We start from the raw sequence: 13793 nt of genomic DNA on the forward strand, positions 1-13793 counted from the left end.
AGCCGCAAACACAAGAAGCCCCCGCCTTCGCCCACTGCGCCTCCCTCGGTGACGACCAAACCGCGCTTCTGGTTCTGGATGGCGGGCATCCTCGGCGCCATCGCCGCGGTGATCGCCATCGCGATGCTCGCGCGCGGGACGACCGTGCGTGACTACGTCGACAACACCTACACCCGCGCGGCGAACCTGGACCGGGGCGAGGAGATCGCCTTCACCAGCGGGCAGGCGCCGACCCTGGTGGCGGCGAACATCGCGGGGAAATGGAAGCCCGTCTCGCAGTACGCCGACGCGAGCGGGGTGTACCTGCGCTACAACGACGACATGGTGCTGGTCCGGCCACAGGGAAAGGGCAGCGTCATCCGGGTCGACGACGTGGAGCGCGCCTACCGCACGTACCACTCGTCGGTCGGCGGCAACTGGGGCTGGACCTCCGGGCACGGGGAGTCGTTCCGGGGCCGGGGTCCGGGGGCGGGCAAGTGAAGAAAGCCATCATCTGGACCACCGTCATCGCGCTGGTCGTCTTCCTGATGGGCCTCGACGGGGGCTGGTGGTCGTCAACCGACAACGACACCACGATCCCGACGCTGTCGGAGGCCGACGGGGATGACCTGGTCGCCCGACTCGCGAAAGCCGAGGCGGCGCACGGTGTCTGCTACGGCTGGGCGGTGAACAACGGCCCAAACAAGCCGGTCACGTCCGGGTCGAGCCGCGGCACCGACGTTTCCGCCAACACGTGCGGGCGGTACGCGATTCTGACCACCACGATCAACTACACGTCGGCGGCGAGCGAGTCGGAGGACTCCGCGTCGGTGACCGTGCGCACCTCGACCGACTTGCCATACCTGGCCTCAGCGGACTTGTCCCGCTTGGGCGTGGACACCGCCGCGTTGCTTGCGGAGCCGACCACCGCGACCGCCTACGGCGCGCTCGCGCTTCCCCTGCTGCTGGTCGAGAAGGGGGTAGTCCAGCCGCTGGAGCCCGAGGTCGCGGGCGCCCAGCCCGCTACCGCGATCGGGCGGCCCGGCTCGGACTTCGTCGCCGCCCACCGCGGCGCGATCATCTCACTGTCGATCTTCGGTGGAGCGGCCCTGATCGGCCTGGTCATCGGATTCATCCTGCGCCGCAAGCGCAGTCAAGAAGGGTAGTCACCGTGTCCGACCTGCTCAACGGACTGCTCGGCACGCTGGCCTACGGGGCCGTCGGTCTGGTCCTCATGACGCTGGGCTTCGTGCTCGTCGACGTCGCCACGCCCGGCAAGCTGCGGGACCTGATCTGGGTCGAGCGCAACCGCAACGCCGCGGTGCTGCTGTGCTCCGGCCTGCTCGGCATCGGCGTCATCCTCACCACGGCCATCGTGATCAGCGACGACAACGTGGCCGTCGGCCTGCTCAACACGGCCGTGTACGGCGTGATCGGCTTGGCGCTCATGAGCCTCGCCTTCGTGGTGATCGACGTGATGACGCCGGGCAGCCTCGGCGAGGTCATCTGCACTGAGGAAGGCCACCCTGGCGTGTGGGTCTCGGCCACCGCGCACCTCGTCGTCAGCGTGATCATCGCCGCCGCCATCTCATGACCCGGACCCGGTCGGCCAGGATCGCGCTGCTGGCGACCGTGTTCGTGTGCGCGGCGTGCGGGCTCGTCTACGAACTCGCCCTCGTCGCGCTCGGCAGTTACCTGATCGGCGACACCGTCGGGCAGGCGTCGATCGTCCTCTCGCTCATGGTGTTCGCCATGGGCATGGGCGCGCTGTTGGCAAAACCGTTGCAGCGCAAGGCTGCCGCAGCTTTCGCGGCGGTGGAGCTGGTGCTCGCCCTGCTCGGCGGACTCAGCGTGCTGCTGCTGTACGCGGCGTTCGCCTGGCTGAGCCTCTATACCCCGGCACTCATCGCGATGGCGCTCGTCCTCGGCACGCTCATCGGCGCGGAGATCCCGCTGCTGATGGAGATGCTGCAGCGCATCCGCCGCCAGGAAGCCGGTTCCGCGGTCGCCGACCTGTTCGCCGCCGATTACGTGGGCGCGCTACTCGGCGGGCTCGCGTTCCCGTTCGTGCTGCTGCCCCTGTTCGGCCAGATCGAGGGTGCCCTGGTGGTCGGCATGGTCAACGCCGTCGCCGGACTCGGGCTCGTGCTGACGGTGTTCCGCACCGAACTCGGCCGACGCGCCAAAGCCGTCCTCATCGGATCGGCGGTGGTCGTCGGCGGCGTGCTGGGCGGGGCTTATGTGATGGCGGAGGACTTCGAGGTCACCGCCCGCCAAGCCCTCTACGCCGACCCGGTCGTGCACGCGGAACGCACGCCGTACCAGGAGATCGTGCTGACCGAGTCGGTCGCCCTCGCAGGCACCCACGACGTGCGCCTATTCCTCAACGGCGACCTGCAGTTCAGCTCCGTCGACGAGTACCGCTACCACGAGGCGATGGTCCACCCGGCGATGTCCGGGCCACACGGCCGAGTGCTCGTCCTCGGTGGCGGCGACGGCCTCGGGCTGCGCGAGATCCTGCGCTACCCCGACGTCGAGCGGGTCACCCTGGTCGAACTCGACCCGGCGATCATCGACCTGGCCCGCACCGAGCCGCGGCTGACCTCGTTGAACGGCAACGCTTTCGCCGATCCGCGGGTGGCCGTGCGAACGGAGGACGCCTTCACCTGGCTGCGCGGCGCGGCCGAGCAGTACGACGTGATCATCGTCGACATGCCCGACGCCGACTCCACCGCGACGGCCAAGCTGTACTCACTGGAGTTCTACGGCTTGGTCGAACGCGCGCTGGCCCCCGGCGGCCGGATGACCGTCCAGTCCGGCTCGCCGTACTTCGCCCCCAACGCCTTCTGGTGCGTCGAGGACACCCTGCGCGCCGCGGGCCTCAAGACCGTGCCGTATGAGGTGTCGGTCCCCGCGTTCGGCGAGTGGGGATTCCATCTCGCCGCCCGCGAGGCCACACCGGCACTCGCCCTGCCGACGGGGATGCCGCTGCGGTCACTGGACTCGGCCACCCTGGCGGCCGCGACCGTGTTCCCGCCCGACCGACGCAACCCGGGCGACCTGGCGGTGTCGACCCTGATGGACCCGGTCATCCTGCGCTACGCGCGCGAAGAGTGGACCAACTACTGAGGCTGCCCGCTCGCCAGGCCGAACGGGTTGTCGATCACGTACCGCCAGCGCCCGTCGATACCGCGCCGGGCCACATCGGTGGCGGTGCCCGCGATACGGGGTCCCTCACCGCCCAGCTCCCAGTCGACGATCATCAAGGCGATGTCGCCCGCGACGTGCACCTGGCGCGGCGTCACCTCGATCGGCCTGCCCATCGCGAGGAACGCACCGTTCGCCGCGACGCGGTCGTCGCCGGTGACCGCGCTGCCGTCCGGCTGGACGAACACCGCGCCGGGCTCGTAGACCCGCTCGACCGCGTCGCCGCTGCCGCTGTTGAAGGACTCGGCGAAGACGAAGGGGTGCCGCGCCGGGTCGGTGGTGAGGGGGACACTGGTGTCGTGCTCAACGTTCATGCGTCCAGCCAAGACCGCCGGATCGAAGGTCACCAAACGGAAACCCACGGCGAGTTGGTGCCCGACGACCGCGGCCGGACCAGCCGCCCGGAGCCGCGGTGTCCGGTCGAGGTCGCCCTCGCCGCGATCTCCGGGCGATGGAAGACGCTGGTGCTGCGGGAGCTGATGCCCGGCCCGCGATCGTTCTCCGACCTCCGCGAGGCGCTGCCCGAGTTGTCGGCGAAGGTGCTGACCGAGCGGCTGACGGAGTTGGTGGACCAGGGGCTGGTCCTGCGGGACACGCTTCCCGGATTTCCCGTCCGCACCAGCTACCAGCTCACGTCGGCGGGTTTGGAGCTGCGTCCGCTGCTTGTCGAGCTGTATCGCACCGGATCGACGCTGCTGACTTTCAGTGTCGGAACCAGCGTTTCGTGATCGGGCGAACCTCATCGAACCCGCGACGCCGACCCATAGAGTTGTGCCACGGGGATGAACCACCACGGACGGCAACACGGTCAAGGCTCATGGGGTGCGCCCCCGAATCCTGGTCCGTATCCATCTTCCTGGCAGCAGGCTCCGCCGCCGCCACCGCCGAAGCGGTCAGCCATGCCGTGGGTCGTGGCTATAGCGGTGGTCGTTGCCGTCGCTCTAGGCGTCGCGACCGTTCTGGTGTTCTCCCGCGACCAAGACGACGTACGCGCCAACGACACTTCCCCACTCCCGTCTCAAAGCCAATCCGGTGTCGAGTCATCCAGCCGCCAAGCAGATCCTCCCGAACCGGGGAGTCCGGTCAGATGCAACGAGAAGGGATTCACGCTGTGCTTTCCTAATGTATCGATCAGCCGCGACGTGCTTCCCGCACTTAAGGCGCAAGGGTTCAGGTGCAAGTCGAGTTCCCGCCGCTACGACTGCAACAAGTTTGTCGAGTCAAGCGGCCGGCATGACGTCGGGATCACAGCAAACTTCGATGACTTGGATAAGGTTGAAGATTTCCAGGTGAGCGGGGCGGCAGCTGCTGTCGGCGAGAACCCACCCTGGCGAAACAGGGATGCGGAACAGGAACTGCGCACAGCATTCCCGCAAGTCGCCCCCCTGTTCCTACCCAGGTCCGAGGATCGGCGCCATTGACCACGACTACACGGGTGTCCGAGAGGGCCTCCATCACCAGATCAGTCACACGGCGGGGAACATACTCGATCGCTTTGCGCACCAGGTCAGAGCACAGACACTTTCGATCTGCCGCAGTGTTGCCTTTCGATCTGCCGACATGCGGACTTTCGATCCGCCGTCCTGTTCCCTTTAGCTTTGTCGTGACGGTGTGTTGTCAGCCTGGTGCTGTTCGTGCTTTGCCTCGGCGATGGCGAGGCAGGCGGAGCATTTCGCGAAGTCGCCTTGGGCTGGCATGTCGGCGACGAGCAGGGCACCGCAGACGCCGAGGCCGACCCGGGTGCCGCTGGTGACGAAGGTGCGCGGCACGCCGTCGCGGGTTTCGCGGATGTGGCCGCGGCGGGCGTCGAGGATGGATCGTCCCCAGTTCATCGGCGGTTGCTCCTGATCATGCGAGTCGGTGCTGCCCGCGCCAGGACAGCGAGGTGTCGACGGTGACCGCCAGGGCCGGGCAGTCGGGACACAGCGGGCAGACACACCACCAGCGGTGCAAGGTCAGTTCGGGGAATCGGTCGTCTTCGTGTTCGCCCCACTCGTGGGCATCGCTGTTGCAGTTGACGCAAAGCATCGGATCCCCCAGGTCGGTGGCGGCGCGGGCAGGAGGTCGGCGGGAGAAGCCCGCCCGCGCCGCCGATTCGGGCGGCTGTCGGGGGTCAGCCGCCGCCCGGGTCGGCGGGCGGTCGCACCGGGAGCAGTGAGTGGCTGATCTCGGTGCGGAGGCAGCAGGTCCGCCCGCCGCACACCGTGCACCGTGCACCGGCCCGAGGAGTCGAGAGCGTGGTCGCGCAGCGCGGCCAGCACCGCGCCGACCAGTCGGTGCGTCTCCATGCGGGCCAACGCGAGAACCTGGCTGTCGCTGCCGCATTGGGTGCCGGTCAGCAGCATCGCCAAATGGGTGCGGACGTTGTTGTCCAACACCGCCGCGGTTCGCGTGTCGGCTGCCATTCACACTCCTCCTCGAATTCGGTGACATCAGCTTCACGGCTGGCGGCAATTCATTGCAACTGCACGATCGGGCGATCTTCCTTGGCCTGGGCGGCATTGTCGGATAGCGTTTTTGGTGTCTTATTTTGCGTACACCGCAAGGGGGAATGGTGAATAGAACCAGGCTCGGAGTGAATTCGCGCGGACTCGGCGCGGAGCTGTGTCGGTACCGCAAGGACGCGCAGATGACTCTGGAGCACGTAGCCGAGCGTCTCGGGACGTCGGCGAGCACTATTTGCAGGTTGGAGACCGGGAAGCGGGAGCCGACGCTGGAGGAAGTGTCCGCCATCCTGGCGATCGTCGGCGTCGTGGGGCCGGAACGAGACCGATTGCTAGGCCTGGCGGTGGGACGTTCGGGCGGGTCCGGAATGGTCGAATACACGAAGTCGACCGTCCAGAGCCAGACCTACCTGTACTTCGAAAGCTACGCCACGGTGATCACAGACTTCGAACTTCTGCTGATCCCCGGGCTTGCGCAGACTGCCGATTACGCATACGCCATCGTGTCCGCCATTCAGGTGGACGAAGAGGGTGACGACATCGAGGTACGGATCGGCAGACGGATGTCACGCCAGCGGATTCTGGTCCGCCCGAACCCACCACAGCTCAACCTGATCATCGATGAACGTGCTCTTCGAACCCCCGTCGGCGGCCCGAAGGTGATGGCACGGCAGCTTCGCCACCTGGTCGACCTCGCAGACCGCGACCACGTGTCGCTTCGGGTGATCCCCGGATCAGTCGCCGCACACCCGGGCTTGATGGGGCAGTTCGTCGTCATGGACTTCGCCAAGGATCCGACCGTGGTGTTCGTCGAGGCTCGCACGACTGGTCTTTTTCGGGATGATCCAGACGAGGTCGCCCTCTATAGGCTGACGGCGGAGAAGCTGTTGGAGGTCGCGTTGGATGAGCCGGACTCAGTCGAGCTGGTGCGGTCCATCGCGAAGGACTTCGATGGAGGCTGAGTATGGAACTTCGCTGGCGCAAGAGCAGCCGCAGCGGCAACGACGCGAACTGTGTCGAACTGGCCTTGGCTGACCCGCACGCCCTGGTGCGGGACTCCAAGAACCCGAACGCCGGGTCACTGACACTGCCCACCACCGCGTTCACCGACCTGATCCGGGTCGCGAAGTCACACTGAAACCCGATCGGCCCGTGCCACGTCAAAGTGGCACGGGCCGACCCATGTCAGTTGCACGGTACGCAACCCAGCGGCTCCACAGAGTGGGTAAACTCCCGACCCGGGAGCTGGCATGCGACGAGGGGGAACGATGCCTGACGGCACCGAACCGGGAACGGTCGACCAACAACTCAACGCCGAGGTAGGCACAGGCCGAGTTGTCAACACGTTCAACGACATCATCCCGTGGGGCACGGGCGACCACATGCAGGCCGGAGGCGGCGGCACCGGCGGCAAGTTCCGCATCGCCAGCGTCGCCGAACTCAACTCGCTCATCGCCCAGTGGACCGTCATCCGCGACAAGATCAACTCTAGCGGCGAAAAACTGGACGATGCGGCCCAGTCGATCGAGCCTCCTGCTGACGATGAGATGAGCCAAAAGGAAGCCGACGCCACCGTGGCGAGCCTCTCCAAGGCCATCGAGCACAATTTTGCGATGTTCAAGTACGCCGACGGCTACATCAAGAAACTCACCGAGGCGCGCGACGCATACGAGAACACCGAAGGCCACAACACCTCAGCCGTGCAGCACTCGGACGGAGCCTGACAGCACGATGAACGCCACCATCCGACTCGCCCTCGCGATCGCCGCGATCTCGCTGGCAGGTTGCACGACGCAGCCCGGCACACCGGTTCCCACCAGCGGACCATCGACACCCACGACATCCGCGAGCGAGCCGTCCGAAGGCACTCCTGGCGAAGCGCCAAGGGTGAAAGATCCGCTCGATGCGACCGTGTTCGTCGAGAAGCCCTGCGCTCTTCTCACGGCGGACCAAGCAACAACGCTCGGCCTGGAAACCGAAGGCGCCGTGGGCAAAGGAACCGATGGCCCGTACTGCTCCTGGGACAACAACAAGGGTGAGAGCTACACCATTGCCTTTAAGCCAGGGAACGAGAACGGGCTCTCCGACCACTACCGCGTCAACAATCGGGGCCGGTGGAAGTACTTTGAACCCACTAACGTCAGCGGCTACCCAGCAGTGTTCGCCGCCATCGCCGATGGCCGAGACGACGGGCACTGCAGCATAGTTGTAGGCGTTCGCGACGAGCTCATCTTCTATGTGAACTCACGCGGCGGACCAGGTCGCAAGGCTTGCGACAAGGTCAAGGTGGTCGCTGGTGAAGTGATCGCGACCATGAAGGCGGGGGCGTGACATGGATGGTCGAACGATCTACGACAACTTCCAGACCGGCCGTGGTACCGGGCAGCTGAACAGCGCGGCCGATGTCATCCGTGAGGTCGAAGCCGAGTACGCGGAATGGGCTGCTGACGTCCGCCAACTGACGACGGCGATGGAAGCTGTCTGGGAAGGTGACGCCGGTGGCGCGGCGCGGCGGGGGGCTGGGCCGCTGGTGGTCGAGCACGAACTCGCCCGGCCCGAGCTGACCACCGCCCAGGACCTCACCGTCCGCCAGGTCGACTCCTACGACCAGGCCAAGAACTCGGTGCAGCCCATCCCGAACCAGCCCGAAAAGCCGGGCCTGTGGGACAACATCAGCTCCTTCGGCGGCGCGAGCGACGACTACGAGTCGCAGATGCGCGGGTACAACGAAGCCAATGACGGCAACGTCGCGGTGATGCGGCAGTACGAGGACTCCTCGAACTACAACGCGGGCGGTATGCCGACGACGTACGGCAACCTCACGCCCGACCAGTCCGAGATCGTCATCGGCCCCGACCCCGGCAGCACGCCGCCCGACGACGGTGGGCCGCCGCGCAACCGCGTCGCGCCGCCGGAGATCAACGGCGGCGACGGGACCGGCAACACCGGGACCACCCCCACGTCGAACTCGACCACGCAGCCGCAGGCGACCACGCCAAACGGCTGGACTCCGCCGCCGTCAACAAACCTGCCCAATCAACCCCCGATCAACTCCCTCCCGGTGAACCCGCCGAATACGTCCTACCCGCCGCCCGGTGGCTGGCCTCCCGGCTCGCTGCCACCTGGCTCCCGGCCTCCCGGCTCGCTGCCACCTGGCTCCCGGCCTCCCGGCTCGGTGCCACCCGGCAGCCGGCCGCCCGGCAGCCAACTCCCGCCCGGCTCCCGCCCCGGCGGGGAACCCGGCAGTTCGCGCGGCGGTGCCGGCGGCTCCGGTTCAGGCCAAGGAATGCGCGGCGGCGCAGGCGCGGGTGCGGGTGCCGGCCCGGGAGCTGGCGGCCGGTCCGGTGCGGGCGGCATGTTCGGCGGCGGCGACGCGCACGCGGGCCAAGGTCAAGGCCGTGGTGGCGCTGGTTCCGGCGGCGCGCGTGGCGGCGGTCCGATGGGTGGCGGCGGCGGGGCAGGCGGCCAGGGCGAGGACGACCTCGAACACCAGTCTCCGTCGTACCTGCTCGAAAGCGACCCGGACGCGATCTTCGGCACCGACGAGATCACCGCTCCCCCGGTCATCGGGGGTTAGCGGGTGCTCGACAGGCCGATAACCCTGTCCGTGTCGACCCTGGCCCGGACCGTCCGCACCGACAACCTCGGCGAACTGCACATCACGCTGGCACCCACCGCGACGTGGTCCCCGCGCGAGGCGGAACAGGCGGCCGACAGCCAGGCGCGCGCCGAGATCGCGCGGTACGGCGGGATCGACCGCCGAGGCAGGCTCGACGCCGACCTGGAAGCCACGCTCGCCCTGCTCTGCAAGGCCCGCGCCGAGTTCTACGGCTGGCTCAACGAAGGCGACAACACCATCGGCGTGCTGGCCGCCGCGACGGGACGCGACGCTGTCCTGGCTGTGCGGACCGGTGACACCGTGCACCTGACCCAGGCCGAACCCGAACGCCTCCCCGAGCTGCTCGTCGCGCAGGCGCCGGACGTGCCGCCCGCGCGCGGGCAGGCGATCACCGTCAACCTCGCCGACCTGGCACCAGCCACCACGGGTCGGATGACGGTCGCCGTCGGCAGCCGCCAGGGTTCGGCGGAGTCGCGGCTCGCGCAGCGGATCATGGAGACGCCGACAACCGGCGGCGGCCAGCTCTACACCGCCGTCCGGGACAGCATGGGACGCCGCATCCCGGTCGACCACCCGCTGCGGTACGCCGACACAATCCACGGCCGCTGGCTCAACCTCACTGTCCCCGGACGCGAGCCACGAGTGATCCTCGCCCCGGCCGACCGCCGCGCCCTGGTCGGCAGGCTGCACGACATGCACGTCGGACTCACCCGCCGCTGAGCCGGAACGTTCGCACCGCGCGCGGGCAAGTAGTGCTGTGACGATGGCGAGCACGACTTCGGGGGACCGGCCAGACCTGTCGGGTCCGGATGGCGCGACCGCGCTCACGCTGCTCTACGACACCCACGCGCGGGACCTGCACCGCTATGTCGCCCGGAGGCTCGACGTGGCGACCGCGGACGACCTGGTCGCCGACACCTTCCTGGTCGCCTGGGAGCGGCGGGCCGACTACCGGCCCGAGCGGGCGGTGGCGAGAGCGTGGCTGTTCGGGATCGCGACGAACCTCATTCGCAGGCACACCCGCACCGAAGTCCGCGGTCTGCGCGCACTCGCTCGCGGCGACGAGCGGCTCAGCTGGCCCGACCCGATGGACGCGGCGGCGGCCAGGGTCGACGCGGCCACCGAGGTCCGGCGCATCGCGGGTGCGATCGCCGACCTGCGCGACGTCGAACGCGACGTGCTGCTGCTGGTGGCCTGGGCGGGTTTGGGGCCCACCGAGGTCGCCGAGGCACTCGACGTCAAGGTCGCCACTGTCCGCACCCGGCTGCACCGCGCCCGCACCGCGCTTCGCGACGAGCTCACCTCGGAGAAGGCCCATGACTGACGACCTCGACGTCCTGCTCGACGAGCTGCGGGCGGATGTGCCCTCCATGACCGACGACGCCTTCGCCGACGGCCGGGCCCGCGTGACGGCGGCGACCGAGCCGAGAGGCGCGAAAGTGATCACGCTGCCCGTGGTTCGGCAATCCGCACCGAAGGCCACCCGTCGCGCACCTTGGCTGGTCGCTGCCGCGTTGCTGGCCGTGGCCGTGGTCTCCGTCGTCGTTGTGCGGAGCAGTTCCGTCGACCCCGCGGAGCAGCCGCCCGCACCGCCTGTGATCAAGGACGAAGGTGGCCTGCCGCTGCTGCCGCCAAGGCCCGTGAACGCCGTCGCGGACCTCGCGGCGGCCGTGACCGAACAGGTGATTCCCCCAGGGCGCTACCAGTACTTCCGAATCGAGACCGAGTCTCGGGCCTTTCGCGACGGGCCGCTGACGAGGTTCGTCACCGAGATGTGGATGCCCGCCGAGGCCGGCCAGGAGATGTTGGTCCGGACGACGGAGGCGGGTCAGCCGCCCCAGGTCAATCGCCACCCCCGCGTGGACCAGCCCCACGACCCGCCTCTGGAGATCACACCCGAGGCCCAGTACCGAGCGATGCGCGCACGTCTGGGCACAGCGCTGGACGCACCCGAGCAGGCCCGCGACGAGCTGCTGATGTCACTTATGAGCCGCCCCTACGTCCGGGCCGCGGAGCGCGAACTGCTCCTCGCCACCCTGGCTCTCCTACCGAAGATCGATGTGCGGAACGAACGGCTCGCGGACGGCACGGCAGCCGTCCTGATCAGCGCGGGCGAGTACGACGCGGGCGGCCGGACGGACTACTACTTCGACCCGACGACCGCGTATCTCGTGGAAATTCGCACGGTCGTCCTGCCCGGCGCGCTGGATCCCTCAGTCGGGTACGAAGGCACCGTCTGGTATTCGAAGCCCGTCATCGTCGCGGGCATCGGCGTCACGCCCTAACGCAGGACCGACAGGTTGTTCATCGCCGACCCCAGGTCCGGCACTATCCGGATCTGCATCCCGTCCGGCACCTCACCGCAGTCGGGCGGGATGAGCGCTTTCGTGAAGCCCAGCCGCATCGCCTCCGCGAGCCGGGCGCGGACACCGCTCACCCGCCGGACCTCACCCGCCAGACCCACTTCGCCCAGGACGACCAAGTCGGCGGGCAGCGCCACATCGCGGGCCGCCGTCGCGACCGACAGGGCGATGGCGAGGTCCGCGGCGGGTTCGGTGATCTTCATGCCGCCGACCGTCGCCGTGTACACGTCGGAGTCGCCGAGTTTGATGCCGCCGCGGCGTTCCAACACAGCCAGGACCATCGCCACTCGGGCCGAGTCCAGGCCGCTGACCGCCCGGCGCGGGGTGCCCAGCGGCGACTTCGCCACCAGTGCCTGCAACTCGCCCGGGAGGGCTCGTTTGCCGTCCACCGCGACGGTGACCGCGGTGCCCGCGACGCCGACGTCGCGCTTGTTGAGGAACAGGCCGGACGGGTCGGTGACGCCGACGATGCCGCTGTCGACGAGTTCGAAGCAGCCGACCTCGTCGGCCGGGCCGAAGCGGTTCTTGATCCCGCGCAGCATCCGCAGGGTGGAGTGGCGGTCGCCCTCGAAGTGCAGGACGACGTCCACGAGGTGTTCCAGCACTCGGGGGCCCGCGATCGACCCGTCCTTGGTGACGTGGCCGACCAGCAGGACCGGGAGGCCGCGTTCCTTGGCCAGCGAGACCAGGGCGGCCGTGACCGCGCGGACCTGGGTGACCCCGCCCGGCGTGCCATCGACCTCCGGTGAGGCCATGGTCTGCACCGAGTCGACGACCAGCATCCCCGGCTTGACGGCGTCGACGTGGCCGAGCAGCGCCGAGATGTCGTTCTCGGCCGCCAGGAACATCGAGGCGTGGACGTTGCCGGTGCGCTCGGCGCGCAGCCGCACCTGGCCCGCCGACTCCTCACCCGTGACGTACAGGGTTGGGCCGTACTCGCCGTCGCGGGCGGCCCAGCGGTAGGCGACCTCCAACAGCAGGGTCGACTTGCCCACACCCGGTTCGCCCGCCAGCAGCACCACCGCACCCGGCACGAGCCCGCCGCCAAGGACGCGGTCGAGCTCGGACACGCCGGTCTTGCGGGCCTTCGCCGACTCGACGTCGACCTCGGCGATCGGCCGGGCCGGGACGCTGGGGAGCCCCGCGCTGATCTTCGTCAGCGCGGCGCGGGGGACGCCGACTTCCGACAGCGTTCCCCACGCCTGGCACTCCGGGCAGCGCCCGAGCCACTTGGCGACGCCGTGGCCGCACTCGGCACAGCGGTAACTCGGCTTAGCGGGTTTGGCCACGCGATCACGCTAGCGCCGCGCGCCGACAAAACCGGGTCAGTGGTCCCCGGACTCACCGCGCGGGCCCACCGGCTGACCGATCGGCAGCTCGATGGTGATCGTCCCCGCCTTCGCGAAGACGAACGTCACCGGGATGAACCTGCCCGGGTGCAGCTTCTCCTTGAGGCCCGCGAGGACGATCTGGAGCTTGCCGACGGTCTTGGCGGCGCTGGTCGCGGCCGCGCTCGTCGGAGCTGCGCTCGTGGTCGCCGGGTGCGCCGCGTCCGAGGTGGTCGGGTGGGCCGAACCAGACGTCGTCGGGTGCGCCGAGCCTGAGGTCGGGTGCGCTGAGGAGGAGGTTTCGCCGTGCTCGGCGCCCTTGGCCTCTTCGCCGGGCTTGCCGACGGCCAGGGCCGCGGTGCCGGGGACGGCCTGGTCGCCTTCGAGCTTGACCTCGGCGGCGAACGGGCTGCTCACCTCGAGCAGCTCGTCCTCGGCCGCGGCGGTGTTGATGATGCTGAGGATCAGCGGGGCATCGTCACCCGCGGCGTAGAAGCCCTCGTGCGGGAACGCCAGCTTGGCGTCGCGGACCGCGATCGGACCGGCCTGGCCCGTCGCTCCGCTGACAGCCGGCAATTGGGAATCGGTCTGCGTGATCTGGCCTGCCGAGCACCCGGCGGCACCCAGAACTGCGGTCAGCGCGAGTCCCGACGCGGCCGTGGCCAAGCGCAGCCGTCCGGTCGAGTTCTGCTGTGCACGACTCACGAGAGCTCCTGCGTCTGCTGCGGACATTCCACCTATCGAGCGGAAGCGTAGCCCGCGCAAGGAATCGGGCCCGCGTGTGGTCGGCCACTACGGATCAAGAGCGATCACAATCACGTCCACAGTGGATCAATTCGCGGCAGTACGGGCG

The 13793-nt window shown here is 68.7% G+C and carries 18 protein-coding genes; 13 read left to right on the forward strand and 5 right to left on the reverse strand.

All coding sequences use genetic code 11. From position 1 onward, the window contains the following. Positions 1-48 precede the first annotated feature (48 nt). From ACUZ2Y_RS17505 to ACUZ2Y_RS17520, 4 genes are read left to right on the forward strand one after another with little or no spacing between them, the layout of a single operon-like run. Positions 49-480, forward strand: a complete 432-nt coding sequence (locus ACUZ2Y_RS17505; protein WP_476320122.1) for a DUF4247 domain-containing protein — start codon at positions 49-51, stop codon at positions 478-480. Next, complete coding sequence (locus ACUZ2Y_RS17510) at positions 477-1145, forward strand: hypothetical protein (protein WP_476320124.1); 669 nt, start codon at positions 477-479, stop codon at positions 1143-1145. The genes ACUZ2Y_RS17505 and ACUZ2Y_RS17510 overlap by 4 nt, the downstream gene beginning before the upstream one ends. Positions 1146-1150: 5 nt before the next feature. Next, the gene (locus ACUZ2Y_RS17515) at positions 1151-1573 is read left to right on the forward strand and encodes a DUF350 domain-containing protein (RefSeq protein ID WP_476320127.1); all 423 of its coding nucleotides are present in this window, start codon (positions 1151-1153) and stop codon (positions 1571-1573) included. Beyond that, positions 1570-3108, forward strand: coding sequence for a polyamine aminopropyltransferase (locus ACUZ2Y_RS17520; RefSeq protein ID WP_476320129.1), 1539 nt, complete (start codon positions 1570-1572; stop codon positions 3106-3108). The genes ACUZ2Y_RS17515 and ACUZ2Y_RS17520 overlap by 4 nt, the downstream gene beginning before the upstream one ends. Here the strand turns inward: ACUZ2Y_RS17520 and ACUZ2Y_RS17525 are convergent. Continuing rightward, on the reverse strand, positions 3102-3500 hold the full coding sequence (locus ACUZ2Y_RS17525; protein ID WP_476320131.1) for a YybH family protein: 399 nt from the start codon (positions 3498-3500) through the stop codon (positions 3102-3104). The genes ACUZ2Y_RS17520 and ACUZ2Y_RS17525 overlap by 7 nt on opposite strands. Here ACUZ2Y_RS17525 and ACUZ2Y_RS17530 point away from each other — a divergent pair. Beyond that, positions 3486-3914, forward strand: coding sequence for a winged helix-turn-helix transcriptional regulator (locus ACUZ2Y_RS17530; protein WP_476320133.1), 429 nt, complete (start codon positions 3486-3488; stop codon positions 3912-3914). The genes ACUZ2Y_RS17525 and ACUZ2Y_RS17530 overlap by 15 nt on opposite strands. Positions 3915-4778: 864 nt before the next feature. On the opposite strand, the gene ACUZ2Y_RS17535 is transcribed toward ACUZ2Y_RS17530, so the two are convergent. Further along, a complete protein-coding gene (locus tag ACUZ2Y_RS17535; RefSeq protein ID WP_476320136.1) occupies positions 4779-5018 on the reverse strand; it encodes a hypothetical protein in 240 nt (79 codons plus the stop codon). Between the two features lie 123 nt (positions 5019-5141). Further along, positions 5142-5591, reverse strand: a complete 450-nt coding sequence (locus tag ACUZ2Y_RS17540) for a hypothetical protein (protein ID WP_476320138.1) — start codon at positions 5589-5591, stop codon at positions 5142-5144. A 146-nt stretch (positions 5592-5737) separates the two neighbouring features. Here ACUZ2Y_RS17540 and ACUZ2Y_RS17545 point away from each other — a divergent pair, with 146 nt between their 5' ends. The 8 genes from ACUZ2Y_RS17545 (at position 5738) to ACUZ2Y_RS17580 (ending at position 11534) form a co-directional block, all read left to right on the forward strand. Further along, a complete protein-coding gene (locus ACUZ2Y_RS17545) occupies positions 5738-6592 on the forward strand; it encodes a helix-turn-helix domain-containing protein (RefSeq protein ID WP_476331896.1) in 855 nt (284 codons plus the stop codon). 2 nt (positions 6593-6594) lie between these two features. After that, positions 6595-6768 (forward strand): DUF397 domain-containing protein, encoded by a 174-nt coding sequence (locus tag ACUZ2Y_RS17550; RefSeq protein ID WP_476320140.1) that lies wholly within the window; start codon positions 6595-6597, stop codon positions 6766-6768. A 130-nt stretch (positions 6769-6898) separates the two neighbouring features. Continuing rightward, positions 6899-7354, forward strand: coding sequence for a hypothetical protein (locus tag ACUZ2Y_RS17555; protein ID WP_476320142.1), 456 nt, complete (start codon positions 6899-6901; stop codon positions 7352-7354). Positions 7355-7361: 7 nt separating this feature from the next. Next, positions 7362-7961, forward strand: a complete 600-nt coding sequence (locus ACUZ2Y_RS17560) for a DUF3558 domain-containing protein (protein WP_476320144.1) — start codon at positions 7362-7364, stop codon at positions 7959-7961. A 1-nt stretch (position 7962) separates the two neighbouring features. Further along, positions 7963-9207, forward strand: a complete 1245-nt coding sequence (locus ACUZ2Y_RS17565; protein WP_476320146.1) for a hypothetical protein — start codon at positions 7963-7965, stop codon at positions 9205-9207. A gap of 3 nt (positions 9208-9210) precedes the next feature. Further along, entirely contained in the window at positions 9211-9969 is a 759-nt protein-coding gene (locus tag ACUZ2Y_RS17570; protein ID WP_476320148.1) for an ESX secretion-associated protein EspG, read from the forward strand. Between the two features lie 43 nt (positions 9970-10012). Further along, positions 10013-10573 (forward strand): RNA polymerase sigma factor, encoded by a 561-nt coding sequence (locus ACUZ2Y_RS17575; protein ID WP_476320150.1) that lies wholly within the window; start codon positions 10013-10015, stop codon positions 10571-10573. After that, positions 10566-11534, forward strand: a complete 969-nt coding sequence (locus ACUZ2Y_RS17580; protein ID WP_476320152.1) for a hypothetical protein — start codon at positions 10566-10568, stop codon at positions 11532-11534. Before ACUZ2Y_RS17575 ends, ACUZ2Y_RS17580 begins: the two co-directional genes overlap by 8 nt. On the opposite strand, the gene radA is transcribed toward ACUZ2Y_RS17580, so the two are convergent. Both radA and ACUZ2Y_RS17590 read right to left on the reverse strand, forming a co-directional pair. After that, the gene (radA, locus tag ACUZ2Y_RS17585; protein ID WP_091379775.1) at positions 11531-12901 is read right to left on the reverse strand and encodes a DNA repair protein RadA; all 1371 of its coding nucleotides are present in this window, start codon (positions 12899-12901) and stop codon (positions 11531-11533) included. The genes ACUZ2Y_RS17580 and radA overlap by 4 nt on opposite strands. Before the next feature lie 36 nt (positions 12902-12937). Then, entirely contained in the window at positions 12938-13645 is a 708-nt protein-coding gene (locus tag ACUZ2Y_RS17590) for a copper chaperone PCu(A)C domain-containing protein (protein WP_476320155.1), read from the reverse strand. Positions 13646-13793 lie beyond the last annotated feature (148 nt).

It is taken from the genome of Actinokineospora sp. UV203 (assembly GCF_056323665.1).